24 protein-coding genes, 1 tRNA gene and 1 pseudogene are annotated in these 26,365 nt (G+C 68.2%); 18 read left to right on the plus strand and 8 right to left on the minus strand.

Translation table 11 applies throughout. The annotated features are described in order from the left end of the window. Nucleotides 1-113 precede the first annotated feature (113 nt). The 10 genes and pseudogenes from QH276_RS06275 to QH276_RS06320 all read left to right on the plus strand — a co-directional run. Nucleotides 114-641, plus strand: a pseudogene (locus tag QH276_RS06275) (ABC transporter permease); the annotation flags it as partial. Nucleotides 642-645: 4 nt separating this feature from the next. Beyond that, on the plus strand, nucleotides 646-1,503 hold the full coding sequence (locus QH276_RS06280) for an MlaE family ABC transporter permease (RefSeq protein WP_280401307.1): 858 nt from the start codon (nucleotides 646-648) through the stop codon (nucleotides 1,501-1,503). Between the two features lie 140 nt (nucleotides 1,504-1,643). Next, entirely contained in the window at nucleotides 1,644-2,816 is a 1,173-nt protein-coding gene (locus QH276_RS06285; RefSeq protein WP_280401308.1) for an MCE family protein, read from the plus strand. Continuing rightward, the gene (locus QH276_RS06290) at nucleotides 2,813-3,838 is read left to right on the plus strand and encodes an MCE family protein (RefSeq protein ID WP_280401309.1); all 1,026 of its coding nucleotides are present in this window, start codon (nucleotides 2,813-2,815) and stop codon (nucleotides 3,836-3,838) included. The genes QH276_RS06285 and QH276_RS06290 overlap by 4 nt, the downstream gene beginning before the upstream one ends. Further along, nucleotides 3,835-4,896, plus strand: a complete 1,062-nt coding sequence (locus QH276_RS06295; protein WP_280401310.1) for an MCE family protein — start codon at nucleotides 3,835-3,837, stop codon at nucleotides 4,894-4,896. The genes QH276_RS06290 and QH276_RS06295 overlap by 4 nt, the downstream gene beginning before the upstream one ends. Before the next feature lie 139 nt (nucleotides 4,897-5,035). Further along, nucleotides 5,036-6,355 carry an MCE family protein gene (locus tag QH276_RS06300; protein ID WP_280401311.1) on the plus strand — a complete coding sequence of 440 codons (1,320 nt, stop codon included), beginning with the start codon at nucleotides 5,036-5,038 and terminating at the stop codon, nucleotides 6,353-6,355. Beyond that, complete coding sequence (locus QH276_RS06305; RefSeq protein WP_432278710.1) at nucleotides 6,352-7,626, plus strand: MCE family protein; 1,275 nt, start codon at nucleotides 6,352-6,354, stop codon at nucleotides 7,624-7,626. The genes QH276_RS06300 and QH276_RS06305 overlap by 4 nt, the downstream gene beginning before the upstream one ends. Further along, nucleotides 7,623-9,092, plus strand: coding sequence for an MlaD family protein (locus QH276_RS06310; protein ID WP_280401312.1), 1,470 nt, complete (start codon nucleotides 7,623-7,625; stop codon nucleotides 9,090-9,092). Before QH276_RS06305 ends, QH276_RS06310 begins: the two co-directional genes overlap by 4 nt. Further along, a complete protein-coding gene (locus QH276_RS06315; RefSeq protein ID WP_280401313.1) occupies nucleotides 9,089-10,225 on the plus strand; it encodes a hypothetical protein in 1,137 nt (378 codons plus the stop codon). The genes QH276_RS06310 and QH276_RS06315 overlap by 4 nt, the downstream gene beginning before the upstream one ends. Further along, the gene (locus QH276_RS06320) at nucleotides 10,222-10,791 is read left to right on the plus strand and encodes a h domain protein (protein WP_280401314.1); all 570 of its coding nucleotides are present in this window, start codon (nucleotides 10,222-10,224) and stop codon (nucleotides 10,789-10,791) included. Before QH276_RS06315 ends, QH276_RS06320 begins: the two co-directional genes overlap by 4 nt. Before the next feature lie 98 nt (nucleotides 10,792-10,889). Here QH276_RS06320 and QH276_RS06325 read toward each other — a convergent pair whose 3' ends face one another. The 4 genes from QH276_RS06325 to QH276_RS06340 form a co-directional block, all read right to left on the minus strand. Continuing rightward, nucleotides 10,890-11,294, minus strand: coding sequence for an HNH endonuclease (locus QH276_RS06325; protein WP_280401315.1), 405 nt, complete (start codon nucleotides 11,292-11,294; stop codon nucleotides 10,890-10,892). Nucleotides 11,295-11,352: 58 nt separating this feature from the next. Further along, a tRNA-Thr gene (locus QH276_RS06330) sits at nucleotides 11,353-11,425 on the minus strand. A 246-nt stretch (nucleotides 11,426-11,671) separates the two neighbouring features. Then, nucleotides 11,672-11,902 carry an MbtH family protein gene (locus QH276_RS06335; protein ID WP_030522889.1) on the minus strand — a complete coding sequence of 77 codons (231 nt, stop codon included), beginning with the start codon at nucleotides 11,900-11,902 and terminating at the stop codon, nucleotides 11,672-11,674. A 142-nt stretch (nucleotides 11,903-12,044) separates the two neighbouring features. After that, the gene (locus QH276_RS06340) at nucleotides 12,045-12,878 is read right to left on the minus strand and encodes an alpha/beta fold hydrolase (protein WP_280398856.1); all 834 of its coding nucleotides are present in this window, start codon (nucleotides 12,876-12,878) and stop codon (nucleotides 12,045-12,047) included. A gap of 143 nt (nucleotides 12,879-13,021) precedes the next feature. Between QH276_RS06340 and QH276_RS06345 the strand changes: the two genes are divergently transcribed. From QH276_RS06345 to QH276_RS06360, 4 genes are all read left to right on the plus strand, one after another. Further along, nucleotides 13,022-13,192 (plus strand): hypothetical protein, encoded by a 171-nt coding sequence (locus QH276_RS06345; RefSeq protein WP_168165630.1) that lies wholly within the window; start codon nucleotides 13,022-13,024, stop codon nucleotides 13,190-13,192. 231 nt (nucleotides 13,193-13,423) lie between these two features. Then, nucleotides 13,424-15,046: an alpha,alpha-trehalose-phosphate synthase (UDP-forming) gene (locus tag QH276_RS06350; protein ID WP_280398866.1), complete on the plus strand. Its 1,623-nt coding sequence runs from the start codon at nucleotides 13,424-13,426 to the stop codon at nucleotides 15,044-15,046. A 73-nt stretch (nucleotides 15,047-15,119) separates the two neighbouring features. Further along, complete coding sequence (locus tag QH276_RS06355) at nucleotides 15,120-15,845, plus strand: response regulator transcription factor (protein ID WP_280398857.1); 726 nt, start codon at nucleotides 15,120-15,122, stop codon at nucleotides 15,843-15,845. A gap of 59 nt (nucleotides 15,846-15,904) precedes the next feature. Then, nucleotides 15,905-17,356 carry a sensor histidine kinase gene (locus QH276_RS06360; RefSeq protein WP_280398867.1) on the plus strand — a complete coding sequence of 484 codons (1,452 nt, stop codon included), beginning with the start codon at nucleotides 15,905-15,907 and terminating at the stop codon, nucleotides 17,354-17,356. 268 nt (nucleotides 17,357-17,624) lie between these two features. Here the strand turns inward: QH276_RS06360 and QH276_RS06365 are convergent, their stop codons facing one another. After that, on the minus strand, nucleotides 17,625-18,050 hold the full coding sequence (locus QH276_RS06365; protein ID WP_280398858.1) for an HIT family protein: 426 nt from the start codon (nucleotides 18,048-18,050) through the stop codon (nucleotides 17,625-17,627). Nucleotides 18,051-18,098: 48 nt separating this feature from the next. Continuing rightward, entirely contained in the window at nucleotides 18,099-18,476 is a 378-nt protein-coding gene (locus QH276_RS06370) for a PH domain-containing protein (protein ID WP_280398859.1), read from the minus strand. 243 nt (nucleotides 18,477-18,719) lie between these two features. Here QH276_RS06370 and purD point away from each other — a divergent pair, with 243 nt between their 5' ends. Beyond that, the gene (gene purD, locus QH276_RS06375) at nucleotides 18,720-19,991 is read left to right on the plus strand and encodes a phosphoribosylamine--glycine ligase (protein WP_280398860.1); all 1,272 of its coding nucleotides are present in this window, start codon (nucleotides 18,720-18,722) and stop codon (nucleotides 19,989-19,991) included. 41 nt (nucleotides 19,992-20,032) lie between these two features. On the opposite strand, the gene QH276_RS06380 is transcribed toward purD, so the two are convergent. Both QH276_RS06380 and QH276_RS06385 read right to left on the minus strand, forming a co-directional pair. Then, nucleotides 20,033-20,581 carry a transglycosylase SLT domain-containing protein gene (locus tag QH276_RS06380; protein ID WP_280398861.1) on the minus strand — a complete coding sequence of 183 codons (549 nt, stop codon included), beginning with the start codon at nucleotides 20,579-20,581 and terminating at the stop codon, nucleotides 20,033-20,035. Nucleotides 20,582-20,986: 405 nt separating this feature from the next. Continuing rightward, entirely contained in the window at nucleotides 20,987-22,069 is a 1,083-nt protein-coding gene (locus tag QH276_RS06385) for a M23 family metallopeptidase (protein ID WP_280398862.1), read from the minus strand. Nucleotides 22,070-22,444: 375 nt separating this feature from the next. On the opposite strand from QH276_RS06385, the gene QH276_RS06390 reads away from it, so the two are divergent. The 3 genes from QH276_RS06390 (at nucleotide 22,445) to purB (ending at nucleotide 25,817) form a co-directional block, all read left to right on the plus strand. Further along, entirely contained in the window at nucleotides 22,445-23,608 is a 1,164-nt protein-coding gene (locus tag QH276_RS06390) for a pyridoxal phosphate-dependent aminotransferase (protein WP_280398863.1), read from the plus strand. Nucleotides 23,609-23,744: 136 nt separating this feature from the next. Further along, nucleotides 23,745-24,383, plus strand: coding sequence for a TetR/AcrR family transcriptional regulator (locus tag QH276_RS06395; RefSeq protein ID WP_280398864.1), 639 nt, complete (start codon nucleotides 23,745-23,747; stop codon nucleotides 24,381-24,383). Between the two features lie 6 nt (nucleotides 24,384-24,389). Further along, nucleotides 24,390-25,817 carry an adenylosuccinate lyase gene (purB, locus tag QH276_RS06400; RefSeq protein ID WP_280398865.1) on the plus strand — a complete coding sequence of 476 codons (1,428 nt, stop codon included), beginning with the start codon at nucleotides 24,390-24,392 and terminating at the stop codon, nucleotides 25,815-25,817. Nucleotides 25,818-26,365 lie beyond the last annotated feature (548 nt).

Here is a 26,365-nt window from a genome sequence, read left to right on the forward strand (position 1 = left end):
CGGGGGGGGGTCTACCTCCCGCCCCCATTGGGGGGGGGCCTATCCCCTCCCCGTTTGTGGACCCCAACCCCCTAAACACCCGGCGCCCCAAACCGGCGCCCCCCCCCCCCCGGGGCCCCGGCGCCGCCTTCGGCGCGGTGACCCAGGTGGGGCCGATCGTCACGCTGCTCATCGTCGCCGGTGCCGGCGCCACGGCCATCTGCGCCGACCTCGGCGCCCGCACCATCCGGGAAGAGATCGACGCCATGAAGGTGCTCGGTATCGACCCCATCCACCGGTTGGTGGTCCCCAGGGTGCTGGCCTCCATGTTCGTCGCCCTGATGCTGAACAGCCTGGTCTGCACCATCGGCATCGTCGGTGGCTTCCTCTTCTCGGTTTTCCTGCAGGACGTGAACCCGGGCGCGTTCGTCAACGGCATCACGCTGCTGACCAACCTCCCGGAGCTGATCATTTCCGAGGTCAAGGCCGGCCTGTTCGGCCTGATCGCCGGACTGGTCGCCTGCTACCTGGGTCTGAATGTCAAAGGTGGTCCCAAGAGTGTCGGTGATGCGGTGAACCAGACAGTGGTTTTCGCCTTCATGGCGCTGTTCGTGGTGAACGTCGTGGTCACGGCGGTCGGTCTCAAATTCTCGGTGCGGTGACGCGATGTCGGCCTCGGTGATCATCCAGTCCCGCTTCCCCCGCGTCACGCGGCGCGTGCGCAGACTCTCGACCTCGATGGACAACCTCGGCAAACAGGCGGTGTTCTACGGCAAGGCGATCGGTTGTATCCCGCGCGCACTGATCCACTACCGCACCGAGACGATCCGTCTCATCGCGGAGATCAGCATGGGTAGCGGTGCGCTCGCGGTGATCGGCGGCACCGTCGTGATCGTCGGCTTCCTGACCCTGTTCTCCGGCGGCACCATCGCGGTCCAGGGCTACAGCTCGCTCGGCAATATCGGTGTCGAGGCCCTCACCGGCTTCTTCGCCGCCTTCCTCAATGTCCGGATCGCGGCGCCGGTGATCTCCGGGATCGGCCTGGCCGCCACCATCGGTGCCGGCTCCACCGCGCAGCTGGGCGCCATGCGGGTGGCCGAGGAGATCGACGCGCTGGAATCCATGGCGATCCGCCCGATGACCTACCTCGTCGGCACCCGGGTACTGGCCGGGATGATCGCGATCATCCCGCTGTACGCGCTCGCGGTGATCGCCTCCTTCATCGCCAGCCGATTCGCGACCGTGGTCATCTACGGGCAGTCGGCCGGCGTCTACGACCACTATTTCTCGACATTCCTTATCCCGAGCGACATTCTCTGGTCGTTCGCGCAGGCCATTGTCATGGCGTTGGCGGTGATGATGATCCATACGTACTACGGCTACAACGCGGCCGGCGGCCCGGTGGGCGTCGGTGTCGCGGTGGGTAACGCGGTCCGGACCTCGTTGATCGCGGTGGTCACGGTGACGCTGCTGATCTCGCTGGCCGTCTACGGCACCTCCGGCAACTTCAACCTTTCCGGATAGGCGCCATGACGGAAATGATGCGAGCGGACAGTAAACGATTACGGGCACAGCCCGGGGCGTCGAACGGTACCGCGGGTGGGTCGTCCCGCGGTCCCGCCGACCCCTGGGCCCCCTTGCCGCCGGCGAACAGGTGGGTCGCCGTGCGGGAAAAATTCGGGCTGAAACTGGCCGGTACCGCCATGGTGCTGGCCGCGGTGGCGGCGGTCGTCGTCTCGCTCACCATGTTCTTCGGCGGGTTCACCCCGAGCGTCACGGTGACCGTCGCCGCGCCGCGCAGCGGCCTGGTGCTGGATCCGGACGCCAAGGTCAAGGTGCGCGGCGTGCAGATCGGCCGGGTCGCGGGGGTGGATCGCACCGACGACGGCGCCGACCTGCGGCTGGCCCTGGACCCGGACATGCTGCACCTCGTCCCGGCCAACGCCACCGTCGATATCCGCTCGACCACGGTATTCGGCGCGAAATACATCAACTTCGTGATCCCGCAGGAACCGGAAACACAATCGCTGCGACCGGGTGCCCGGCTCTCGACCGAGAAGGTCACCGTCGAGTTCAACACCCTGTTCCAGCATCTCAGCGATGTGCTGGCGCAGGTGGAGCCGGAAAAACTCAGCGCCACCCTGACCGCGATGGGAACCGCGCTGCAGGGTCGCGGGGAGACCCTCGGGCAGTTGTTGGTGAACGGGAACGCCTACCTGCACGAGATCAATCCGACGCTGCCCACCCTGCAACGCGACCTCAGCACCACCGCGGCCGTCGGCAACCTGTACGCCGATGTCTCCGGCGATCTGCTGCGGACCGTCGACGGCGCCACCGTGAGCAGCCGGACCATCAGCGCGGCCGAATCGGATATCGACGCGCTGCTGGCCGATATCACCGGCCTCGCCGACACCACCGGCGCGGTACTGCGCGAGAACGAAGCGCCGATCGGGACCGCCCTGGACCTGCTGCGCCCCACGAGTGAACTGCTCAACAACTACCGGGACGCGCTGTTCTGCCTGATCGGCGGTTCCGCCAAGGCGCTGCCGCTGGGTGAATCGGTCTTCGGCGGCGGACAGGAAGGTGTCGCCCTGAACACCGGGTTCATGTACGCCAGCCCGCCCTACACCTATCCGAACGACTTGCCGAAGGTGAATGCCACGGGTGGGCCGCGCTGCGGCGGGATACTCGATCGCGTACCGGACAGCCACTCCACCTACGTCGTCACCGATACCTCCGAAGGGCATCCCTACACGCCCTCGACCAACCTGAGCGTGAACGCTCCCTCGGTCTTCCAGGTACTGTTCGCCGGACTCCCGGGGGTGGGCCAGCCATGAAAAACACCGCTACCACCATCAAACTCGCGATCTTCACCCTCGTGATGACCCTGGTCTTCGCCGGGCTGGCGATCGTGTTCTCGCAGACCCGCTTCTCCAGCGAGAACGGGTACAACGCGGTGTTCACCAGCGCCTCGGGCATGCTGCCGGGGGACAAGGTGCGCATCGCCGGCGTGCCGGTCGGGTCGGTGTCGTCGGTGAAGGTCGACGACGACTATCACGCCCACGTCGAATTCGATGTGGACACCAAATACCGGCTGCTCACCAGCACCCGCGCCACCATCCGCTACGAGAACCTGGTCGGCGACCGCTACCTGGAACTGCTCGAAGGGCCGGGGGAGGCCACCACCCTGCACGAGGGCGGCACCATCGGCCTCGACAAGACCGCGCCCGCACTGGATCTGGACTTGCTGCTCGGTGGGTTCAAACCGCTGCTGCGCGGACTGGACCCGGCACAGGTCAACGATCTGACCAACGCGTTGCTCCAGATCTTCCAGGGCCAGGGCGGCACCTTGGTCGAACTGCTCAACAGCAGCGGTTCCTTCACCAGAACCCTCGCCGACCGTGACGCGCTCATCGGCAGCGTGATCGACAACCTGAACTCGGTGCTGAAAACCATCGACGATCGCGGTGACCAGTTCGCCACCACCATCGACGAGCTGCGCCGGCTGGTGAGCGGTCTGGCGGCCGACCGTGACCCGATCGGCGTCGCCCTCCCGCGGATCGCCGACGCCACCGCCGCGACCACCGACCTGCTGGCCCAGGCGCGACCGGACCTCGCGGCCACCATCGCCCACACCGGCCGGCTGGCCACCAACCTCGACAACGGCTCCGACACCGTGCAGTGGGTGCTGGACAGGTTGCCCGCGACCTACCGAAAACTCATCCGTATCGGCTCCTACGGCTCGTTCCTGCAGCTGTACGTATGCCGGACGAACTTCATCGTCGACGGTCCGGACGGGAAACCGCTGCTGATCGAATTGCCCGGTGAGCAGACGACCGGAAGGTGTGCCAGCGAATGAAGGAGCAATCGCGCGCGGTGACCATCGGCGTCGTCGGCCTGGTGCTGGCGGTCGCGGTGGCACTGTCGGCGCTGCAGTTCGAACGGCTGCCGTTCATCCGCGGCGGGGCCGTGTACACCGCGTATTTCGCCGACGCCGGCGGGCTGGTGACCGGGGACGATGTGGAGGTCGCCGGAGTGAAATCGGGCCGGGTCGAAGATGTGAGCCTGGACGGCGCGCAGGTGCTGGTCCGGTTCAGCCTCACCGAAACGATCGGGCTGGGCGACAAGACCACCGCAGCCATCAAGACCAACACCGTGCTCGGCCGGAAATCGCTGGCCGTGAACCCGGCCGGCGACGGTTCGCTGAAAGTCACCGACACCATCCCGCTGGAACGCACCACCTCGCCGTACTCGCTGAACGAGGCGCTCGGTGATCTCGCCGGTACGGTGCAGGATCTGGACCTGCAGAAGGTGAACCAGACCCTCGACGAACTCTCGGCCGCCTTCGCCGACACCCCGGCGCCACTGCGTTCGGCGCTGGACGGCGTCACCGCGCTCTCGCGCACCATCAACGCCCGGGATCAGGCGCTGTCGGATCTGCTGACCCGCGCCCAGAACGTCACCAAGATCCTGGCCGACCGCGCCGACGCCATCAACGCACTACTGGTCGACGGGAATCAGCTGCTCGGCGAACTGGACCGGCGGCGCACCGCGATCAGCCAGATGATCGTCTACGTCAACGCGCTCGCCCAGCAGCTGTCCGGGCTGGTGCACGACAACGAGGCCCAGCTGAAACCGGCGCTCGACAAACTCAATTCGGTACTCGACCTGTTGCAGCGCAACCGGGACAACATCACCGGCGCGCTCGACGGCCTGGGCCCGTTCGCCGCGGCCCTCGGCGAACAGGTGGGCAGCGGACCGTACTTCAACGCCTACGTCGTCAACGCCAGCAGTGAAACCCTGCACCCGCTGGTGGACGCGCTGGTCTGGCCGCAGCATCTGCCCGAATCGCTGCGCGCCTATCTGCTCGAACCCGGCCCCAAGCTCGGCCCGGCCGTACAGGAGCCGCCGCGATGATCCGGTACAGCTATACCTCCGCCGCCATTTCGGCCGCCGCGCAAGGTGTGACCCCGCTCAGCGAGGACGTGCACCCGCGATCGCTGCGGCTACTTTTCGGCCTCCGCGGTCCGCTCGAACCTGCTCGGAGGAAAAGCTCATGACAATTCTGCGCGACAAGGTCCGCGCCCTCCCCGGTAAGTGGGTGGCGATCGTTGCCGGAGTACTGGTCGTGGCGCTGGTCGCCTTCGGCGGGTACACGGCGTTCCAGCGGCTCACCAAGCACGAGATCACCGCTTATTTCACGTCGACCAGCGGCCTGTACGCGGGCGACGATGTGCGCGTGCTGGGCGTCCCGATCGGCACGATCGACTCGATCGAACCCGGTAAGGACCAGGTGAAGGTCACCATGTCGGTGGACGGCAGCGTGGACCTGCCCGCCGATGCGCGGGCCGTGATCATCGCCCCCTCGCTGGTGGCCGCGCGGTTCATCCAGATCGCGCCCGCCTACACCGGCGGGGACAAGTTGAGCGACGGTGCCGAGATCCCCGTCGAACGCACGGCCGTCCCGGTTGAATGGGACGACATCAAAACCGAGCTGAACAAACTCTCGACCGCCCTCGGCCCGGTCGGCGACGACCCGCAGGGCTCCTTCGGACGTTTCGTGGACACCGCCGCGAACAACCTCGACGGCAACGGTGACGCCTTCCGCACCACGCTGCGGGAACTCTCGGCGACCCTGACCACGCTGTCCGACGGCCGCACCGACTTGTTCGGCACCATCCGCAACCTGCAGAAGTTCGTAGATGTGCTCTCCAAGAGCAACGACCAGATCGTGCAATTCGGCGGGCGGCTCGCCTCGGTGTCGTCGGTGCTCGCGGGAGTCTCCCAGGATCTCGGTGCCGGCCTGGACAACCTGGACCTGGCGCTGACCGATGTCCAGCGCTTCCTCGAAGGCAGCGGCACCGAACTCACCGAAGGCGTGCAGCGGCTCGCCGACGTGACGCAGATCCTGGTCGACAAACGGCCCGAACTGGAACAGGCCCTGCATTCCGGCCCGACCGCGCTGGTGAACTTCTACCAGATCTACAAGCCCGCCCAAGGCACGCTGACCGGCGCGATCTCGCTGAACAACTTCGCCGACCCGGTGAGCTTCCTGTGCGGTTCGGTGCGGGCGCTGGAACAGAACGAATCCGATACCAGCGCCGATCTGTGCGCCCAGTACCTGGCGCCGGTGCTCAGTTCGCTGGCGATGAACTATCTGCCCATCATGACCAACCCGGCCACCGGCGTGACCGCGTTCCCGAACCAGCTGGAGTACACGACTCCGGACCTGGCCGGGAAGGTCGACCCGCGGAAAGTGGGTCCGCCCGCCGCACCCGCGCCCGCCCCCGTCACGGTTCCGGCCGGTGTCGCGGGACTGGCAATTCCGGGTATCCAGCTTCCCGCAATTCCCGGCCTGCCCGGAGGAGGACGATGATGCGCCGGCCGAAGCTGCGCGCCCCCGGGGTCCGGCGGCGCGGCGCGGCCCTCGTTGCCGGGCTCGCGCTGGCGCTACCGATCACGGGCTGCCAATACGACGGGCTCAACTCGCTGCCGATGCCCGGTACCGAAGGCACCGGCGAGGGCTCCTACACCGTGCAGATCCAGATGCCGAATGTCACGACGCTGACCCGGAACTCGCCGGTGCGCGTGGACGATGTGGCGGTCGGGGCGGTCACCGATATCGAGGTCGAGGGCTGGCACGCGCTGGTGACGGTTTCGCTGAATCCCGGTGTGGTGCTGCCCGCGAACGCCACCGCGAAGATCGGCCAGACCAGCTTGCTGGGCAGTAACCACGTGGAACTCGCGCCGCCGGTGGATATTCCGCCGGTGGGCCGGCTCGCCGCGGGCGATGTGATCCCGCTCGAACGCGCCGGGGTTTTCCCGACCACCGAGCAGGTGCTGTCCTCGCTGTCGGTGGTGCTCAACGGTGGCGGTATCTCGCAGCTGGAGAACATCACCCGCGAACTCAACTCGGCCCTGGTGGGTAACGAGGAGGAAGTCCGCGACCTGATCCCGCAGATGAACGATCTGATCGGCAATCTGAACGCCCAGCGTGACGACATCATCGCCGCGATGGAGGGCCTGGACCGGGTCTCCGGGACATTCGTCGAACAGACCGATGTGGTGGAAGCGGCGATCGAGGAAATCCATCCCGCGCTGACCGTACTGGCCGACCGCCGCCAGAACATCACCACCACCATTACGAAACTGGGCGAACTCAGCGATGTGGTGAACCGGCTGATCACCGCCAGCGGCGACGATCTGAAAGCGAACCTGGCCAACCTGGCCCCGGTGCTGCAGACCCTCGCCGATACCGGTAACGACCTCATCGAATCGCTGAAGATCATCGCCTCCTTCCCGTTCCCGCTGAAGAACCTGGACAACGCGATCAAGGGCGACTATCTGAACCTGTTCATGACCGTGGACCTCACCGGTAAGCGGCTGGACTCGAACTTCCTCACCGGCACCGGAATCGGCGGCATGTTCGGTGGTGTGGAGGTCGCGCTCGGGCAGATCGCCGGACCCGCCGGCCAGCAGGGCAACCCCCTGGCGACCCCGCTCGAGCCGCCCCCCGGCACCCCGCCGCCGCCCAGCGACCAGCCGCAACCGACAGTTCCCGGGCTGCCGCCGATCCCCGGTCTGCCCGCCATCCCCGGGCTGACCGTGCCGCTGCCCGCCGCACCACAAGGGGGCGAGGGCCGGTGACGCTCACCAGATTCGTACGCATTCAGCTGATCATCTTCTCCATTCTCACCGTGGTCGGCCTGGGCGTCATGGGCGGCACCTACGTCGGTGTGCCCGCGATGCTCGGGATCGGCCGGTACGAGGTCACGCTGCAACTCGCCGCCACCGGCGGGCTCTACCAGAACGCGAATGTCGCCTACCGCGGCACCAACGTCGGTGTTGTCGAGGAGGTCCGGCTCACCAGCGAAGGGGTCGAGGCGCGGCTGTCGGTCGACAGCGATTACAAGATCCCGGCCGACTCCACCGCGCTGATCCGCAGTGTCTCCGCGATCGGCGAGCAATACGTCGATCTGGTGCCGCCGCAAGATCCCGGCGACGCCAACCTCTACGACGGCAGTGTGATCCCGGTGGATCGCACCGAACTCCCGCAGGATGTGGGCGCCCTGCTGGACCAGGCCGACCGGCTGCTGGCCAGTGTCGCCGATACCCGGCTGCGGCAGGTCATCGACGAGGCGTTCCGTGCCTTCAACGGTGCCGGACCCGATCTGCAGCGATTCCTCGACTCCGCGTCGTTGCTGGTACAGGAGGCCAACGACAACGTCGGGCCTACCAAACAGCTGATCGAACAGATCGGACCGCTGCTCGACACCCAGGTGAACTCGGATGCCGCGATCCGGTCGTGGACCCGCGATCTCGCGGTGGTCACCGACCAGCTGCGCGCCCACGACCCGGCCCTGCGCAGCATCCTGGCCAACGGTCCCGCGGCCATGCAGCGAGTGACCCAGCAGTTCGACGAACTGCGGCCCACCCTGCCGCTGCTGCTGAACAACCTGGTGAGCCTCGGCCAGGTCGGCGTCACCTACCACGCCGGCGTGGAACAGATCCTGGTCGTGTACCCGCCGCTGATCGCGGCTCTGCTCACCGCGGTGCGCGGGCCCATGGAATACGGCGCCATGGTCGACTTCATGACGGTGCTCAACGATCCGCCGCCGTGCACCACCGGCTTCCTGCCGCCCGATCAGCGCCGCAGCCCGAGCGAACTGGATACCGTCCCCTCCCCGGAGGGGCTGTACTGCAAGGTCCCGCAGGACGACAAGACCGCTGTACGCGGTATCCGCAATACACCCTGTATGGAATACCCCGGGCGGCGGGCACCCTCGCCGGAGCTGTGCCGCACGGGATACGTTCCGCTGGGCACGAATCCGCCGTTCGGCCCGCCGCAGCCGGTCGCGCCCGCCGAGCCGCCCGCGCCCGGTGTCGCCCCGGCCGCCGCGCCCGACACGGGCCCCGGGGTTGCGGGAGTACCCCCGGCACCTGCTAGTTTCTCGGGCGCAAGCACCCCCGCCGCCGCTCTCTCGTACGATCCGGCCACCGGGGTCTATACCGGCACCGACGGCCGCAGCTACCGTCAGGGCGATATCGCACCCGGCGGATCGGGTGCCGTACCCGCGGATTGGCAGGCAATGTTCGAGGAGCAGCAGGAATGAGCGAGACCAAGGACCCCCGCCGCACCCGCAGGCGGGCCAGCCGCACGGCCGGCCCACCGGTCGAGGACGCGACCGAAAAACTCGCCACCGGTACTTCGGAGCCGGCTGCGCAGGAGGCCGCGACCGAAAAGCTCGCCACCGGCGCCTCGGCCGCCGAGCCGGATACGCGGGAGGTCGCGACCGAAAAGCTCGCGACAGGCTCGGCGCAACCCGGGACAGCGAAGCTCCCGGCCTCGACGGAGTCCGTGACGGCGAAACTTTCGAGCAGCCCGGCCGCGTCCGGTGCAGAGAAGTCCGCAGCCGACTCCGCAGCGGCCACGACAGCGAAGCTCTCGAGAAGTTCGGCGGGGTCCGAGACCGCGAAGCTGCCGGCCGGCGAGGCCGAATCCGTGACCGAGAAGCTTTCGAGCACCCCCACCGGAACCACGGGCGCCGGCGTGACCGCGAGCAGCGCCGCCGAGGTGGACGAGGAGGCCGCCGGGGCTTCCGCGCCGACCGTCCGGCTCGGCAAAGCCGAGGCACAACCCGCGGGCTCCCACGGCGTCGCGTCCGCCGAAGCCGCCGTGGTCGCGCTGGACAAGAAAGGTCCGGCCGAGGAGGAGACCGGCAACTCTGCCGCGAACGCGGGCGACGAAACCGGGTCCGGGTCCTGGAAACGGATCCTCGCGCTCACCGCCGCCGCGATTCTGGTGATCGGACTGGTCGGTGCCGCCGTGGTGTCGATGATCGCCGTTCAGTCCACCGAGCAGCGCGACGAACGCCGCGCCGAATACGTGGCGACCGCCCGGCAGACGATCCTCAACCTGACCACGATCCGCGCCGATACTGCGAAGGAAGATATCGACCGGATCCTCACCATGGCTTCGGGTGAATTCAAAACCGAATTCGACGGCCGGATCGATCCGTTCACCGAAATCGTCAAACAGGCCAAGGTGCAGTCCACGGGCGAGGTCGTCGAGGCCGCCGTGGAACGCGACGACGAGAAATCCGCGGTGATCCTGGTCGCCGCGAAACAAACCCTCACCAATGCGGGCGCCGAGGGCGAACAGCAGCGGTTCTACCGCTTCCGGGTCACCGTGCAGCGTGCGGATGACGGCACCCTGACCGCCTCGGATGTGGAGTTCGTAGCATGAGCGAGGAAAAGAACACCAGCAGCCACGACGGACCTGGCAACGCGGCCACAGCAGCTTCCGCTCCCGATCGGCGGACAGGTATGAAGGTGCGGAACAAGATCCTGCTCGGCGTCACCGCGGTCGTGGTCGTCGCGGCCGCTGTGGTCGCCGGGATCGGTGGCTACCGCTACTGGGACTACCGCCAGTCCGAGCAATCGCGTACCGACGCCGTCGACGCCGCCTCCCGGACCGTTTCGGCCATGTTCAGCTACGAGTTCCAGACGGTCGACAAGGAACTTCCCAAAGCCGCCGACAGCCTGGCCCCTGATTTCAAGGCCGATTACCTCGAACTCATCGACAAGGCGATCGTCCCCGGTGCCAAGGAAAAAGAACTCACCGTCAAGGCCACCACCCAGGCCGGCGGCGTGGTCTCCGCCGACCGCGCCCACGCCGTGGTCCTGCTGTTCCTGAACCAGGTCACCACCAGCAAGGAAGCCCCCCAGGGCACCACCACCGGCAGCCGCGTCCGGGTAACCCTGGACAAATCCGACGACCAGTGGCTCGTCGCCTCGGTCACCCCGATCTGAGACGCACGATTGCCGCCTTTTCGGCGGCCGCTGGTTTCATGCGCCGCAACGAATAGTCCCTCGCCGATACTCGGTGGGGGAATTTTCCGTGGAGACCACTAATACGACTGACCACGTGCATAGCGTGCCCGTCGCAGATGGCGCCCGTTGCCGCGGTTACGGCTTTTGTACGTCGACAGCTGCGAATCGCAGTTCGGACAGATGAGCCGCAAATTTTCGCGGCGATTATCTGCCGCGTTGCCGTCGATGTGGTCGAGCACGAAGATCAGCGGCCGGCCGCGCCATTCGTCGGCGCCACCGCAGATAGCGCACCGGTTCTTTTGGGCGTGTGCCAGGTAGTCACGGATGTGATGACCCTGATAGCTACCGACATCGGCGTTGCCCGTGGTGAGCCAATGCCGCGTCCTCACCGCGCGTTGCACCACCTGCTGGCATTTGGTTGTGCAGTACAGCTTCTGGCTCCGTTTGACGAGCAGAGCGGAACACCCCCGGCATTGCCTCACAGCGGGAAAACTACTCCGGCCCACCGACACAAGTCGGTGGGCCGGAGCCGAAAACACGAGCCGCCTGAGGGACTCGAACCCTCAACCTACGCATTACAAGTACGTTGCGCTGCCAGTTGCGCCAAGGCGGCAGAGCGCTCGGAAACCGGGGCGCTCGGCAGCCGATCATACGGGGCCGCGGCCGAGTTCGCGAAACTGATTCACCGCAGCCCTACGCGGGGAGCCGGAGAAATCGGGCTGCGTACAGCAGTAGCCCGGCCGAGGTCGGAGACAGCGCAGCCCAGCCGGTCAACTCGGTCTCCACCGCCGCGACACTCGGTGAGAGATGTCGCGTACGGCGGATTCGGCTGCCGGCCGGGCCGGGCGGTGCGCCGGTACTACTTGCGGGCCGCTTCGTCGGCTGCCATGGCGTCGCGCAGGCTCTTGGGACGCATATCGGTCCAGTTCTGCTCGACATACTCCACGCAGGCCGCGCGGCTGTCCTCACCGAAGACGACCCGCCAGCCGGCCGGGACCTCGGCGAACGCCGGCCACAGGGAGTGCTGTTCTTCGTCGTTGACCAGAACGAAGAAGCGGCCGTCCTCGTCGTCGAACGGGTTGGTGCTCATTTCACCTCACTGGGGTGCTCGCGCGTATGTACAGGGATCTGTCCGGGCCCGGTACGGCACGGAGGCGGGCCTCCGGCTGCCGTGTCACGAACCCAACGATGTGTCGACCCTAGCAAGGCCGGCGTTAACTGTGGGTTCCCCCTCACGCGGCGAAGAACTCCAGCAGGATCTTGTTCACGGTATCCGGCCGCTCCAGGTAGCCGTAGTGGCCGGCGTCAGGAACCTCCTGGTAACGGCCGCCGGGGATGGCTTCGGCGACCTCCCGGGAAAGGTACGGGGGGATCATCCGGTCGTCGGCGAAGCCCACCGACAGGCACGGCACCTTGATCGCCCGGTAGGCCTGCACCCGGTTGAATTCGTGGTCCATCCGGCGCTGCGCCCGGATTCCCGGGGTGGCCGGGCCGCCGGTGAATTCGAACAGGTCCAGCCAGTCGCGGGCCGCGTTCGGATCGGCCATCGTGGCCGGAGAGAGATTCATCACCGCGGTGACGGCGGCCTCGTACTTGGGCGGCAGTTTCACGCCGCTCTCGTCGAGATCGTGCTCGCCCAGGGACAGGGTCTTCTGGAACTGGTCCATCCGGGCGTGGCCGGCCAGAAAGACGGCCTTGCGGACCAGCTCCGGGCGGGCCAGCGCGAGTTCCTGCGCGACCCGGGCGCCCATCGAGGTACCGGCGATCAAGGCGGGGCCCTCGTCCAGGAACTCGATCAGGCCCGCCGTATCGGCCACCAATTCCTCGATGGTCATGCCGTCGGCGGCCTCGTAGGACGGGGCGATACCCCGGTTGTCGAATGTGCAGACCCGGTACCCGGCGGCCACCAGTGCAGGAACCTGATGTAGCTCCCACACCCGGCCCGGGCTGCCCGTGCCCATGATCAGCACGACCAGCGGGCCGCCACCCTTCACATCGGTGCCCTTGGAACGGTCTCCTTTGATCTGGTAGTTGAGCGATATTCCGTTCACCGTGGCCAACGGCATGCTGACGGCCCCTTCCTGATCGTTTCTGCTGCCCACGGTATAGCTATCCGGGTGCCGCTGTGTTACGGCGGCCGCAGCGACCGTTTCGTGGGACAGATACCATTGACATTTCACATACCAGTGCACCTGCCGGGAGGATTGAGATGGCCACGAAGAGCAGCGCCAACGGTATCGCCGACGATGAACTCGAACCCCTCGCCGACGAGACCGCTCGTCAGGCGCAGCGGGTCGTGGCCGCCTACGCCGCCGATGCCGACGAATGCCGGATGCTCCTGTCGATGCTGGGTATCGGCCCGGGGGCGCGTACCGAATAAGCTGAGCCTCTAACCGCATGACCGAGCGCCCGGTCACGCAAGCTACCGCCTCCGGGCGCTGCCGGTCGTGTGGGCCGCCGGCGCCAACGGCGACGTCCGCGGATCCGCACAACTACCCGGTATGAGCCGTGGGGCCTGAAGGCGGCAGCGCAGCGTTACCACGCAGGGCCTCCGCTCATACCCCATATACGCGGCGTGCAGCGCCGCGCGAAGGATGCGTGAGTGGACCAGATGACAGACCAGCCGTCCAGCGATTCCACCCCTCGGGACGAAACCGGCGTATCCGCGGGCCGGCCCGGTGACCACAACGGTTCCGGCCCGGTATCCGGCCCGATAGACCTGGTGGAGGACCGGCCCGAAGCGGTGGCCGCCGAGCCCCTGCGCGAACGCGGGGCCGGTTCCGGGTTCGTGGTCGTGGCCAACCGGCTCCCGGTGGACCTGGAAAAACTGCCCGACGGAACCACCCGCTGGAAGCGCAGCCCCGGTGGCTTGGTCACCGCACTGGAACCGGTGCTGCGCAGCAACCGGGGCGCCTGGGTGGGGTGGGCCGGCGTTCCCGATGTCGAAGTGGATCCCATCGTCGAAGACGGGCTGGAGTTGCATCCGGTACCGCTGTCGGCGCAGGAGGTCGCCGACTACTACGAGGGCTTCTCCAACGCGACCCTGTGGCCGCTCTACCACGATGTCATCGTCCGCCCTGTCTACAACCGCTCCTGGTGGTCGGCGTATGTACAGGTGAACCGGCGTTTCGCCGAAGAGACCGCGAAAGTCGCCGCCGAGGGCGCGACGGTTTGGGTGCAGGACTATCAGTTGCAGCTGGTGCCGAAGATGCTGCGGATGCTGCGGCCGGATCTCACCATCGGCTTCTTTCTGCACATCCCGTTCCCGCCGGTCGAGCTGTTCATGCAGATGCCGTGGCGGACCGAGATCGTGGAAGGCCTGCTGGGGGCGGATCTGATCGGTTTCCATCTGCCGGGCGGTGCCCAGAACTTCCTGTACCTGGCTCGCCGGCTGGCCGGTCAGCCCACTTCGCGCGGCACCGTCGGGGTGCGCTCGAAGATGGGGGTGGTGCAGGTCGGGTTCCGGACGGTCCGGGTGGGTGCCTTCCCGATCTCCATCGATTCGGCCGGGCTGGACGAGCATTCGCGGCGCCGGTCGGTGCGTGAGCGGGCCGCCCGTATCCGCGCGGAACTCGGCAGCCCGAAGTTTGTCCTGCTGGGGGTCGACCGGCTCGATTACACCAAGGGCATCGATATCCGGCTCAGCGCGCTGGAAGAACTCCTCGCCGAGGGCCGTATCGACCCGGCCGACACGGTGATGGTGCAGCTGGCCACCCCGAGCCGGGAGCGGGTCGAGAGCTATATCCAGATGCGCGGCGATATCGAACGCCAGGTCGGCCGGATCAACGGCGAGTTCGCCCGGGTCGGCTATCCGGTCGTGCACTATCTGCACCGCCCGATCGCCCGCGAGGAACTCATCGCCTTCTTCGTCGCCGCAGATGTCATGCTGGTGACCCCGCTACGCGACGGCATGAACCTGGTGGCCAAGGAGTACGTGGCCTGCCACAGCGGCCTCAACGGCACCCTGGTGCTCAGCGAGTTCACCGGCGCCGCCGCCGAGCTCCGCCAGTCCTACCTGTGCAACCCGCACGACCTGGACAGCGTGAAGGACGCCATTGTCTCCGCCCTGACCGACGACCGCGAAACCCGCCGCCGCCGTATGCGCGCCCTGCGCCGCCAGGTCCTCGCCCACGACGTAGACCGCTGGGCCCGCGCCTTCCTCGACGCCCTCGCCAAGGGCCAGGTGGCCGGCAAGGCCCTGGTCTCCGACTCGGACGAGGAATACACCGAGTAGTCGGCGCCATCCACACAGCGTGTTCACAGGGAATGCGCAGGGGGGTACCAGGGCGGTGGGTCACGATGGGGTCATGAGTGGTGCGCCGGATACAGCGCCGGAGGCCCGGGTGCTGGTGGTCGATGACGAGGCCATGATCGTCGAGCTGTTGACCGTGAGTCTGCGGTTTCAGGGGTTCGAGGTGGCGTCGGCGTCCGATGGGGCGCAGGCGCTGGATGTGGCCCGGGGATTCCGGCCGGATGCGCTGATCGTCGATGTGATGATGCCCGGGATGGACGGGTTCGGGCTGTTGCGGCGGTTGCGGGCCGACGGGATCGATGCGCCCGTGCTGTTCCTGACCGCCCGCGACGATGTGCAGGACAAGGTCACCGGGCTCACCTTGGGCGCCGACGATTACGTCACCAAACCGTTCAGCCTGGAAGAAGTGGTGGCCCGGCTGCGGGTGATTCTGCGGCGAGCGGGTGCGGCCGCGCCCGAGCGGGAACGCTCCCGGATCCGGTTCGCCGATATCGAGCTCGACGACGACACCCATGAGGTCTTCAAGGCCGGTGAGCCGGTGGCGTTGTCGCCGACCGAGTTCACCCTGCTGCGGTATTTCATGGTGAACGCGGGGACTGTGCTGAGTAAACCGCGGATTCTGGACCATGTGTGGCGTTACGACTTCGGCGGTGAGGTCGGGGTGGTGGAGACCTATGTGTCGTACTTGCGCAAGAAGGTCGATACCGGGCCGCAGCGGCTGATCCATACGTTGCGCGGGGTCGGGTACGTGATGCGGGAATCGCCCGCGGGCCGGACGTGAGTGCCACCCGCGCATCGGCGGATCGCCGGCTCGGCGGCCTGACCGGGCGGTTCGCGGCGATGCCGCTGCGGGTGACGCTGGTGCTGGCATTGGTCGCCCTCGCCGCGGTGGGGTTGCTGGCTTCGGGGGTGGCGGTGACGTCGGCCCTGCGGAACGCGCTGATCGACCGGGTGGATCAGCAGCTCGAGGAGGCGGCGCACGGCTGGGCCCGGCCCGGTGGACCGCGGCCGCCGGTTCCGCTGCCCGGGGAGCCGGGACGGGAGCGGCCGCCGGTGATGTTCTATACGCGGGTGCAGGACACCAATGGCCGGATGTTCCTGCAGGACGATCGCAACGGCGCTCCCGATCTGCCCGATGATCTTCGCCCGGGCACGTTCACCACCGGGTCCACCGGAGGTGATTCCGGTGAGTGGCGGGTCAAGTACACCGAGAACGCTCAGGGCACCAGTCTGGTCGCCCTGCGGCTGGACGAGACCGAGGCGATTGTCGAGCGGCTGATCGTGCTGCAGCTGGTGATCGGCGCGGTGGTGCTGGCGGCGCTGGCGGTGGCCGCGTATTTCGTGATCCGGCGCAGTCTGCGCCGGCTGGAGCAGGTGGAGGAGATCGCCGCCGATATCGCCGCCGGTGATCTGCATCGGCGCGTGCCGATGCGGCCGACGAATACCGAGGTGGACCGGCTGGCCCGGTCGCTGAACACCATGCTGGCGCAGATCCAGCGCGGTTTCGCGGCGACCGAGGCGTCGGAGGAAGCGGCTCGGCGGTCGGAGGAGAAGATGCGCCGGTTCGTCGCCGACGCCAGCCATGAGCTGCGCACTCCGCTGACAACGATCAAGGGTTTCGCCGAGTTGTACCGGCAGGGCGCGACCGGCGATACCGATATGCTGCTCGACCGCATCGAACGGGAGTCGAAACGGATGGGGCTGCTGGTCGAGGATCTGCTGATGCTGGCCCGGCTGGACGCCGAACGGCCGGTGGAGTACGCCCCGGTCGATCTGCTGGCGCTGGCCAGCGACGCCGTACACAGCGCTCGCGCGGTGGCCGCGACCCAGGGCACCGCGGATACCCGGTCGATCGGTTTGGAGGTCCGGCCGGGTTCCGGGACGGCCGAGGTGCCCGGGGACGCCGCGCGGCTGCGGCAGGTGCTGGCGAATCTGCTGAACAACGCGCTGGTCCATACGCCGCCGGACGCGGCGGTGACGGTGCGGCTGACGCCTCACGAGGACGAGGTGTTGCTGGAGGTGGCCGATACCGGGCCGGGGATGGCGCCGGAGCAGGCCGAGCGGGTGTTCGAACGGTTCTACCGCGTAGATGATTCGCGGAGCCGGGGCAGCGGTGGGTCCGGACTCGGTTTGTCGATCGTGCAGGCACTGGTGGCGGCGCACGGCGGCACGGTGGAGGTGTCCAGCGTGCCGGGCCGTGGCACCACGTTCACGGTCCGGTTGCCGCGCGAGTGGCCCGCGGTGGATGCCGGTACAGGCAGGTCCGGAGCGGATCGGCCGGGCGAAGGCTGAGACGGCCGAGCCGGGCCGGCCGGGCGGAGCCCGAGCGTTCGCGCCGGGCCGGTCGGCCGTGGACAGCGGTGCGGGCGGGGCCCGACGCTATCCGTTCGCCCCTACCGCGTTCCCGGCCTCGGACACGGACCGCGGCCGGACGAACGTCGAGGTTTGCCCGGCCCCGCGGCGCCACCCATCAAGAGCCCCGGCGCCAGGGGCGCGCGGGGATTTCGGCTGCGGCCCACCGGCACGGAGGGCCGCGATGGTTCGCGCCGTGAGGCTCGTGTCAGGCGGGGACGTTCGCGCCGTACCCGAGGTCGCGCAGGGCGGCCTTGATCTTGTTCTGCGCGTCGTCGAGCGATTCCGGGGCCGGGTTCGGGTCGGCGCCGGAGATATCGAAATTGCCCATGGTGTAGGCCGGGAAGACGTGGACGTGCAGGTGGGGAACCTCGAGCCCGGCGATCAGCAGGCCGGCGCGGGGCGCGTCGAAGGCGGCCCGCACGGCCTGCCCGATCTTCTGCGCCACCCCGTTGAGGCGGGCGAAGACCGCGGGTTCGATGTCCTGCCACTGGTCGATTTCCTTGCGGGGAACCACCAGGGTGTGGCCGGGGGTGACCGGCGCGATGGTGAGGAAGCCGACGAATTCGTCGTCCTCCCAGACGAACCGGCCCGGCAGATCCCCGGCGATGATCGCACTGAAAACAGAAGCCATGCGATGAGCTTATGGCGGGCCGGTGCCCGCCGGGTGGGGCCGGGTGCGCTACACGCCGATGAAATGCGACAGGATGCCCTGGACCTCGTAGATATCGACCTGCCGGTTGAATCGCTTCTGCAGCGGGGTGTCGCTGCCGGCGATCCATACCAGCAGTTCGGCGTCGAGGTCGAAGGTGCCGGCCGTTTCCACCGCGAAATGCGTGATCGCACGGTACGGGATGCTGTGGTAGCTCACCTTCCGGCCGGACAGGCCCTGTTTGTCGACGAGGATGAGCCGCCGGTTGGTGAACAGCATGGCGTCGCGGACCAGCAGATAGGCCGAGTAGATCTGCTCGCCGTTGCCCAGTAATCGCTGGTATTCCTGTTGTGCCGCGGCGGGTTCCATCCGCCCGGCATTGCCCATGATCCCGTCCATCAGACCCATGACGTCCGTCCTCTGCCCGCGCGTGCTTGCCCTGGCGGGCCGGTGCGCGAAAAACCCACCCGCTACGGGTGTTTCACACACCATCATCCACATGTCGGCCGGGCCGGACCGGGGTCGTGGTGAATCCGCTGGTACGGCCGGGGCTCGCCGCCCCGGCCGAGGGCGGGAGAGGAAGGAACGCGGATGCCCGGGACAAGGTCCGGCCGCCGCGTCCGGCCACCGGCCACGTTCTAAGCTGTCCGGGTGCGAGTACTCGTCATCGGTTCCGGAGCCCGTGAACACGCCCTCGTCCTTGCGCTGCGCCGTGACCCGGCGGTGAGCGCACTCGTCGCGGCACCGGGCAACGCCGGTATCGCACAGCACGCGCAGGTGCTGCCGGTGGACGCCGGGTCGGCCGAGGCCGTGGCCGCGCTGGCGCGCGAGGTGGCCGCCGATCTGGTGGTGATCGGACCCGAGGTGCCGCTGGTCCTGGGCGTGGCCGACGCCGTGCGGGCGGCGGGGATCGCGTGTTTCGGCCCGTCGGCGGATGCGGCCCGGATCGAGGGGTCGAAAGCCTTCGCCAAGGATGTGATGGCCGCGGCCGGGGTACGCACCGCGCACAGTGAAGTCGTGGACACACCCGCCGAACTGGATGCCGCGCTGGATCGCTTCGGCCCGACCTGGGTGGTCAAGGACGACGGCCTGGCCGCGGGCAAGGGCGTAGTGGTCACCGCGGATCGCCTGGCCGCGCGCGACCATGCGGCCGAACTGCTCGAACAGGGGCATCCGGTGCTGCTGGAATCGTTCCTGGACGGTCCGGAAGTTTCACTGTTCTGCCTGGTCGACGGGGAGACGGTGGTACCGCTGCTGCCGGCGCAGGATCACAAACGGGTGGGCGACGGGGATACCGGGCCCAATACCGGCGGGATGGGCGCCTATACGCCGCTGCCGTGGCTGCCGGAAGGGATGGCCGAGCAGATCGTGGACGAGGTGGTGGCCCCGGTGGCCGCCGAAATGGTCCGGCGCGGAAGCCCTTTCAGCGGATTGCTGTATGCGGGGCTGGCGATCGGGGCGGCCGGTCCGGCGGTGGTCGAGTTCAACTGCCGGTTCGGCGATCCGGAGACCCAGGCGGTGCTGGCCCTGCTGGAGAGTCCGCTGGGTGAGCTGCTGTACGCCACCGCGACCGGAACCCTGGCCGACGTACCCGCACCGCGCTGGCGCGGCGGGGCAGCGGTCACCGTGGTGCTGGCGGCGGAGAACTACCCGGGGCGACCGCGCACCGGCGATGTGATCACGGGTGCGAGCGATGCCGCGACCGACGATCCGGCCACGGTCCTGCACGCCGGAACGGCGCTGCGCGAGGACGGCGCGCTGGTGTCGGCGGGCGGTCGCGTGCTCAGTATCGTCGGCACCGGTGCGGACCTGACGGCCGCGCGGGAAGCCGCCTACGACCGGCTGGCCGGAGTGAAACTGCCCGGCAGTCATTACCGTTCGGATATCGGGCTGGCCGCGGTCGAAGGCCGGATCCGGCTCTGACCGGTGTCCGGCGCGGCGGACCGCGCCGGACGTCACCCGGATCAGTACGCGCCGAAGACGTTGTCGATGGAGCCGTAGCGGTGGGCGGCGTAATTGCACGCCGCGGCGATATTGGCGACCGGGTCGTAGATATCCCAGGACGTGCCTTCTACGTGATAGGCGGCGAAGGTGGGGTCGATGACCTGCATGAGGCCCTTGGACGGGATACCGGCCGCGGCATTGGAATCCCAGAGATTGATCGCCCGCGGATCGCCGCCGGATTCCCGCATGGCAGTGCGGTGGATACCTTCGTAGCTGCCCGGGATGCCGTGCTGTCCGAGGACGTGCAGTGCGTTGCGGAGCCAGCCGTCGAGGTTGTCGGGGTAGCTCGGCCGGAACAGTTGCGGCAGCGGCTGCGGTAGCGGCTGGACGAACTGCTGGAGCTGGTCCTGCTGCGGCTGGGGCAATTGCTGCTGCCACTGCTGCAGCTGCTGCGCGGGACCTTGTAATTCCGCGGGCACGCCGGCCACCGGGGTTTCGGCCCAGGCCTGTGCGGGCATCGCGAGGGCGGCGGCGATAACGGTCAGGGGCAGCAGTTTTCGTAAATGCATGACGAACTCCGGCAGCGCGGGATCACCACGCCGCCGGGTGGTATTCGCCGGCGCCGTTGTTGCGCTGTTTCTTTTTTCGCGTGGGTTGTGGAATCTCTGGGATTCAGTTGTCCGCGGCCAGTGACGCGGTACGCCGGGTGCCGGTGCGGACCGGCCGGGCGCGGCGGCGAGGATTCCCCGACGAAACCGTTGCCGTCCGGAATTCAGACTTGCGGTCTGTTTCCTGGCAAATCACAGACTGATTGCGAAACATTAACAGATGATGAACAAACAGAGAACGTACCGTTCTATTCTGCTGAGAGAAATCGATGTAGCAGGTATTTCTGCGAGATCGATCACATGCTGCGGGCGGTAAGGCGGCGTATCGGATCAGCCGCTGCTTATTTGCCGGGAATGCCGAAAGGCTCAGCCGTACGAAAGTCCGTGGAATGCGAGCCAGCGCTGCGGATCGACATGCCGGCCGTCCATGATGATCTCGAAGTGCAGATGCGGACCCGTGGAATCCCCGCGATTCCCCATCCGGGCGATCTGCATTCCGGCGGGCACCCGTTCGCCGACCGAGACGAAGAAGTCGTACATATGGCCGTATACGGAGATGGTGCCGTCGTCGTGCCGGATCCGCACCCACAGACCGAATCCCGCGGCCGGACCGGCATCGATCACCGTGCCGGCGGCGACGGCGTAGATCGGGGTGCCGATGGGGCCGGCGATATCGATACCGCGGTGGAAGGTGCCCCACCTGCTGCCGAAGCCGGAGGTGAACGTGCCGGGAGCCGGGAGCACGAAACCGCCGGGTCCGGGTGGGATGGCGCCGGGCGGTAGCGCCCCCTCGGGGACGGGTGCGCTGTTGATCCAGGGTTGTTCCCGACCCGCCGCTGCGGCCGCGGCTTCCGCTTTCGCGCGTTCCAGGGTCGCGCGGGCGGCCGCGGCCACCACTGCCTGTTCGCGGAGCCGCTCACCGGTGTCGATGGCCTCGAGATAGCGGCGGACCGACGGTACCGGGGTGGACAGTTGCAGTGGATGGGCGAGAGCGACGCGGTACGCGATGCCCGGCGCGGGAGATTGCTCGGCCACCAGGAGTCCGGCGGACGCGTCCCCGGTGGCCAGCAGCAGGGTGAGTGCGAGCCCGCCGAGGAGGAAGCGGTGCCGGCGGGCGAGCTCGGCGACTTCTTGCCGTGACGGCCGGCGATCGAAGAGATCGACGAGTTCGGCCCGGGTCGGGATGCGGCCGGGCAGCGCGGTGATCTGCCGGCGTATCCACCGGTACGCGGTGCCGAACCGCTGCCGGGGTGTCCGGCGCGCGGCCTCGTCCCGGGCGGCCCGTTCGCGCCAGCCGGGCGTGATGATCCGGGTGCCGCCCACCGTGACCGCACGTTGCAGGAGCGTCCGCCGGTTCGGAAACTCTGCGCCGGGCGTGAGGTCGGTGGAGGTGAACGGCTCGTCGTCGGCGGTCCGGCTGTCGAGCGCCGTGCCGGTCGCGGCGTCCATGCCGGTGTTCGAGGTAGCCGCGCCGGACTCCGCTCGAGCCGTGGCTACTCGGCCGGGCGCCTCCGTGGTGCCGGGCTCATTCGGCGGTGGTACGGGTTCGCCGGCTTGTGCGCTTGTACCGGCCGGGGTGCTCGTCTCGGTGAGATCGGGGGCGCCGGAGTGAATCGCCGGGGCCGGTCCGCGGCGCACGGACGGTCTCGGCAGGGGACGGACCGCCCGGATCCAGCGACGACGCAGGGGCCCGGGGCCGCTACCGGAAGCGGGGGGTCCGGGCTCGTGCGGTGGCGGGCCGGCGGCCGGCCGGCTGGCCTTGTCGAGCATCAGAGCTGACCATAGCTGCCGAAGCGGCCGCAGCGGTGTTCTACCGTCGGTCGGGTGTCCACTGAATCTCGGCGCTCGACCATCCCACCTTTCTACGTGATGGATGTCTGGAAAGCCGCCGCCGAACGCGCCCGAACGCACGGGGATGTGCTGAGCCTGGCCGCCGGCCAGCCGTCCACACCGGCCCCGGCGCCGGTACTGCGTGCCACCAAAGCCGCGATAGATGCCGAATTGTTCGGCTATACCGAGACTTTCGGAATCCGGGAGCTGCGCGAGGCGATCGCCGGGCACCATCGGCGCACGTACGGCTATCCGGTGGATCCGGACGACGTCGTGGTCACCACCGGATCCTCCGGCGCGTTCACGCTGATCTTCCTGGCGGCCTTCGACCCCGGCGATACGGTCGTGATCGCCCGGCCGGGGTACCCGGCCTACCGCAACACGCTGACGGCACTGGGCTGCCGCGTGGTGGAACTGGACTGCCGCGCCGAAACCCGGTTCCAGCCCACCGTCGCCATGCTGGAGAGCCTGCCCGAACCGCCGCGCGGCCTGATCGTGGCCAGCCCGGCCAACCCCACCGGCACCATGATCGAACCCGCCGAACTCGCCGCGGTGGCCCGGTGGTGCGATGCGCACGGCACGTTGCTGATCTCCGACGAGATCTACCACGGCATCACCTACGGCGGGGAACGCACCGCGTCGGCGTGGGAGACCTCGCGCTCGGCGGTGGTGATCGGCTCGGTATCGAAATATTTCTCGATGACCGGCTGGCGGCTCGGCTGGGTGCTGGCCCCCGCGGCCCTCCGGCCGGCGCTGCAGCGGCTCGCGTCGAATATGACCGTCTGCCCGCCCGCGATCTCGCAGTACGCGGCGGTACACGCGTTCGACGAAGAATCCCGCGCGGAGCTGGACGGCCATGTGCGGCGGTACGCGGCCAACCGGCGGATCCTGCTGGACGGTCTGCCCGAACTCGGGATCACCGACCTCGCCCCGGCCGACGGCGCGTTCTATGCCTACGCCGATATCGGGCATCTCACCGGTGATTCGATGGCCTGGTGCGCGGACCTGCTGGCCCATACCGGGGTGGCTGTCGCCCCGGGCCTGGACTTCGACACCGTAAACGGGCACCGGACCATCCGGCTGTCCTTCGCCGGCGCCACCGCCGATATCGAAGCGGCGCTCGGCCGGATGAGCGATTATCTGCACAAGCAGGCTTGACACAATCACGCTGCCGGGCAACAACTTTGCACAGTACGACACCATTGTTGCGAGGATGCGGTAGAAACATCGATGGTTGTTTCCCCTTTCCCTCATTTCGCACGGATGTACTGATGACGACTGGCACGATGGCACGGTGATAACCGCGACGACTCCGAAAGGTGAACGGCGTCGCCAGGCGCTGGTGGCCGCGGCTGCCGAATTACTGCTCGAGGGCGGTTTCGACGCGGTGCGGCACCGTTCGGTCGCGACGCGCGCCGAACTCCCGCTCGCCTCGACGACGTACTACTTCGAATCGCTCGAGGATTTGATCGCGCGGGCAGTGGAGTTCAGCGGGAACGCCGAACTCGAGGCGATGCGGCGGCGCGTCGGCGAGGTGACCCACCGCCGCCGCGGCGCGGAGGCGACCGTCGATCTGGTGCTCGACCTACTGATCGGCCCCGACGGGGTGGACGAGGGCGCGCGCGGCCGGTTGATCGCCCGCTACGAGCGCACCGTCGCCTCCGCGCGGCACCCCGAGTTACGCGAGGTCCAGCTCCGACTACGCGGGCAGCTCGACGAGCTGCTTGCCGATGTGCTGCGCCGATCCGACCGGATCGTGCGGCCCGAACAACTGCGCAGACTGGTCGCGGTGGTCGACGGCGCCGTGGTCGCCGCCCTGAGCGAATCCGACCCGCAACCCCGGCGGCCGGCCCGCGGAGCGCTGCTGGAGGTCATCGATATCGTCGCTCCCGCGACGCACCAGCCGATGGACCGGTACCGGTCACTAGACTGACCGGACGTGACCTCCGACCTGATCCCCAACGTCCTCGCCACCCGCTACGCCAGTCCGCAGCTGGTGCACCTGTGGTCTCCCGAGCACAAGATCGTGCTCGAGCGGCGGCTGTGGCTGGAGGTGTTGCGGGCCCAGTCGGAACTGGGTGTGGAGGTTCCGCCCGGGGTGGTCGAGGATTACGAGCGGGCCGTCGAACAGGTGGACCTGGCGTCGATCGCCGAACGCGAACGGGTGACCCGTCACGATGTGAAGGCCCGGATCGAGGAATTCAACGCCCTGGCCGGCCACGAACATGTGCACAAGGGGATGACCAGCCGCGATCTCACCGAGAACGTGGAACAGCTGCAGATCCGGCTCTCTCTGGAACATATCCACGCGCACGGGGTCGCGGTGGCCGCGCGGCTCGCCGAACGCGCCGCCGAATACCAGACCCTCGTGATGGCGGGCCGCTCGCACAATGTCGCCGCCCAGGCGACCACACTCGGGAAACGCTTCGCCTCGGCCGCCGACGAACTGCTCATCGCGCTCACCCGGCTCCGGGAGCTGATCGACCGCTATCCGCTGCGCGGGATCAAGGGCCCGATGGGCACCGCCCAGGACATGCTGGACCTGCTCGGCGGCGATTCCGCGAAACTCGCCGCACTGGAACAGCAGGTGGCCCGCCACCTCGGCTTCGCCACCGTGCTCACCAGCGTCGGGCAGATCTACCCGCGTTCGCTGGACCACGATGTGCTCTCCGCACTGGTGCAGATCGGTGCCGCGCAGTCGTCGCTGGCGCACACCATCCGGCTGATGGCGGGCCACGAACTGGTCACCGAAGGTTTCCAGCCCGGGCAGGTGGGCAGCTCGGCCATGCCGCACAAGATGAACACCCGTTCGTGTGAACGGGTGAACGGCCTGCAGGTCGTGCTGCGCGGGTACGGGTCGATGGCCGCCGAACTCGCGGGCGCGCAATGGAACGAGGGTGATGTGTTCTGCTCGGTGGTGCGCCGGGTCGCGCTACCGGACGCGTTCTTCGCGCTCGACGGGATGACCGAGACGTTCCTGACGGTGCTCGCCGAATTCGGCGCCTACCCGGCGGTGGTCGCCCGCGAACTGGACCGCTACCTGCCGTTCCTGGCCACCACCCGCATCCTGATGGCCGCGGTCCGCGCCGGGGTCGGCCGGGAAGCGGCCCACGAGGTGATCAAGGAACACGCGGTCGCGGTCGCCCTGGCGATGCGCGAACAGGGCCGCGAACCCGACCTCCTCGACCGCCTCGCCGCCGACGACCGCCTGCCGCTGGACCGTGCCGCCCTCGACGCCGCCCTGGCCGACAAATCCGCCTTCATCGGTGCCGCCGACGCCCAGATAGCCGAGGTCGTCGCCCAGGTCGGCAAACTCACCGACGCCTACCCCGAAGCCGCCCGCTACACCCCCGCCCCGATCCTCTGAGCACCCTGCAAGACGACCCGGGAGGCCGCTGCCACGTCCCCTCAGGCGCCCAGCGGCGGCGCCGTGTCAGCGAGCCCTTCGGAGATCCACATAACCCCGAAACGGACCACGGCGGCGCCGAGTCTTACGAGCTGTGAGTGGTTCACATAACCCCGGAACCGAAGGCGACGGCGGTGGTGCCGAGTCTTACGAGGCCTCGAGTGGTTCGCATAACCCCGGAACCGAACGTGACCACGGCGGCGCCGAGACTTACGACGCCCTCAGTGGTTTTGGCCCCTAGCGCAGCCGCAGGTGTCTGAGGCTTGGGCGGGCCCCCCCCCCGGGGCCCCCCCGCCCCCCCCCCCCCCCCGGCGGGCGCCCCCCCCCCCCCCCCCCCCCCCCCCCCGGGCCCAGGGGCAAAAACCACTGAGGGCCTCGTAAGACTCGGCGCCGCCGTGGTCACGTTCGGTTCCGGGGTTATGCGAACCACTCGAGGCCTCGTAAGACTCGGCACCACCGCCGTCGCCTTCGGTTCCGGGGGTATGTGTACCACTCACAGCTCGTAAGAA

The organism is Nocardia carnea, assembly GCF_029869215.1.
In the GTDB taxonomy this organism is placed as follows: domain Bacteria; phylum Actinomycetota; class Actinomycetes; order Mycobacteriales; family Mycobacteriaceae; genus Nocardia; species Nocardia carnea_B.

Excerpts from the sequence above, each read along its gene's own strand:
- QH276_RS06280 (WP_280401307.1), top strand. The coding sequence starts at position 646 with ATGTCGGCCTCGGTGATCATCCAGTCCCGCTTCCCCCGCGTCACGCGG.
- QH276_RS06290 (WP_280401309.1), top strand. The coding sequence starts at position 2,813 with ATGAAAAACACCGCTACCACCATCAAACTCGCGATCTTCACCCTCGTG.
- QH276_RS06295 (WP_280401310.1), top strand. The coding sequence starts at position 3,835 with ATGAAGGAGCAATCGCGCGCGGTGACCATCGGCGTCGTCGGCCTGGTG.
- QH276_RS06300 (WP_280401311.1), top strand. The coding sequence starts at position 5,036 with ATGACAATTCTGCGCGACAAGGTCCGCGCCCTCCCCGGTAAGTGGGTG.
- QH276_RS06305 (WP_432278710.1), top strand. The coding sequence starts at position 6,352 with ATGATGCGCCGGCCGAAGCTGCGCGCCCCCGGGGTCCGGCGGCGCGGC.
- QH276_RS06315 (WP_280401313.1), top strand. The coding sequence starts at position 9,089 with ATGAGCGAGACCAAGGACCCCCGCCGCACCCGCAGGCGGGCCAGCCGC.
- QH276_RS06320 (WP_280401314.1), top strand. The coding sequence starts at position 10,222 with ATGAGCGAGGAAAAGAACACCAGCAGCCACGACGGACCTGGCAACGCG.
- QH276_RS06335 (WP_030522889.1), bottom strand. The coding sequence starts at position 11,902 with ATGAGCACCAACCCGTTCGACGACGAGGACGGCCGCTTCTTCGTTCTG.
- QH276_RS06340 (WP_280398856.1), bottom strand. The coding sequence starts at position 12,878 with ATGCCGTTGGCCACGGTGAACGGAATATCGCTCAACTACCAGATCAAA.
- QH276_RS06345 (WP_168165630.1), top strand. The coding sequence starts at position 13,022 with ATGGCCACGAAGAGCAGCGCCAACGGTATCGCCGACGATGAACTCGAA.
- QH276_RS06350 (WP_280398866.1), top strand. The coding sequence starts at position 13,424 with ATGACAGACCAGCCGTCCAGCGATTCCACCCCTCGGGACGAAACCGGC.
- QH276_RS06355 (WP_280398857.1), top strand. The coding sequence starts at position 15,120 with ATGAGTGGTGCGCCGGATACAGCGCCGGAGGCCCGGGTGCTGGTGGTC.
- QH276_RS06360 (WP_280398867.1), top strand. The coding sequence starts at position 15,905 with ATGCCGCTGCGGGTGACGCTGGTGCTGGCATTGGTCGCCCTCGCCGCG.
- QH276_RS06365 (WP_280398858.1), bottom strand. The coding sequence starts at position 18,050 with ATGGCTTCTGTTTTCAGTGCGATCATCGCCGGGGATCTGCCGGGCCGG.
- QH276_RS06370 (WP_280398859.1), bottom strand. The coding sequence starts at position 18,476 with ATGGGTCTGATGGACGGGATCATGGGCAATGCCGGGCGGATGGAACCC.
- QH276_RS06380 (WP_280398861.1), bottom strand. The coding sequence starts at position 20,581 with ATGCATTTACGAAAACTGCTGCCCCTGACCGTTATCGCCGCCGCCCTC.
- QH276_RS06385 (WP_280398862.1), bottom strand. The coding sequence starts at position 22,069 with ATGGACGCCGCGACCGGCACGGCGCTCGACAGCCGGACCGCCGACGAC.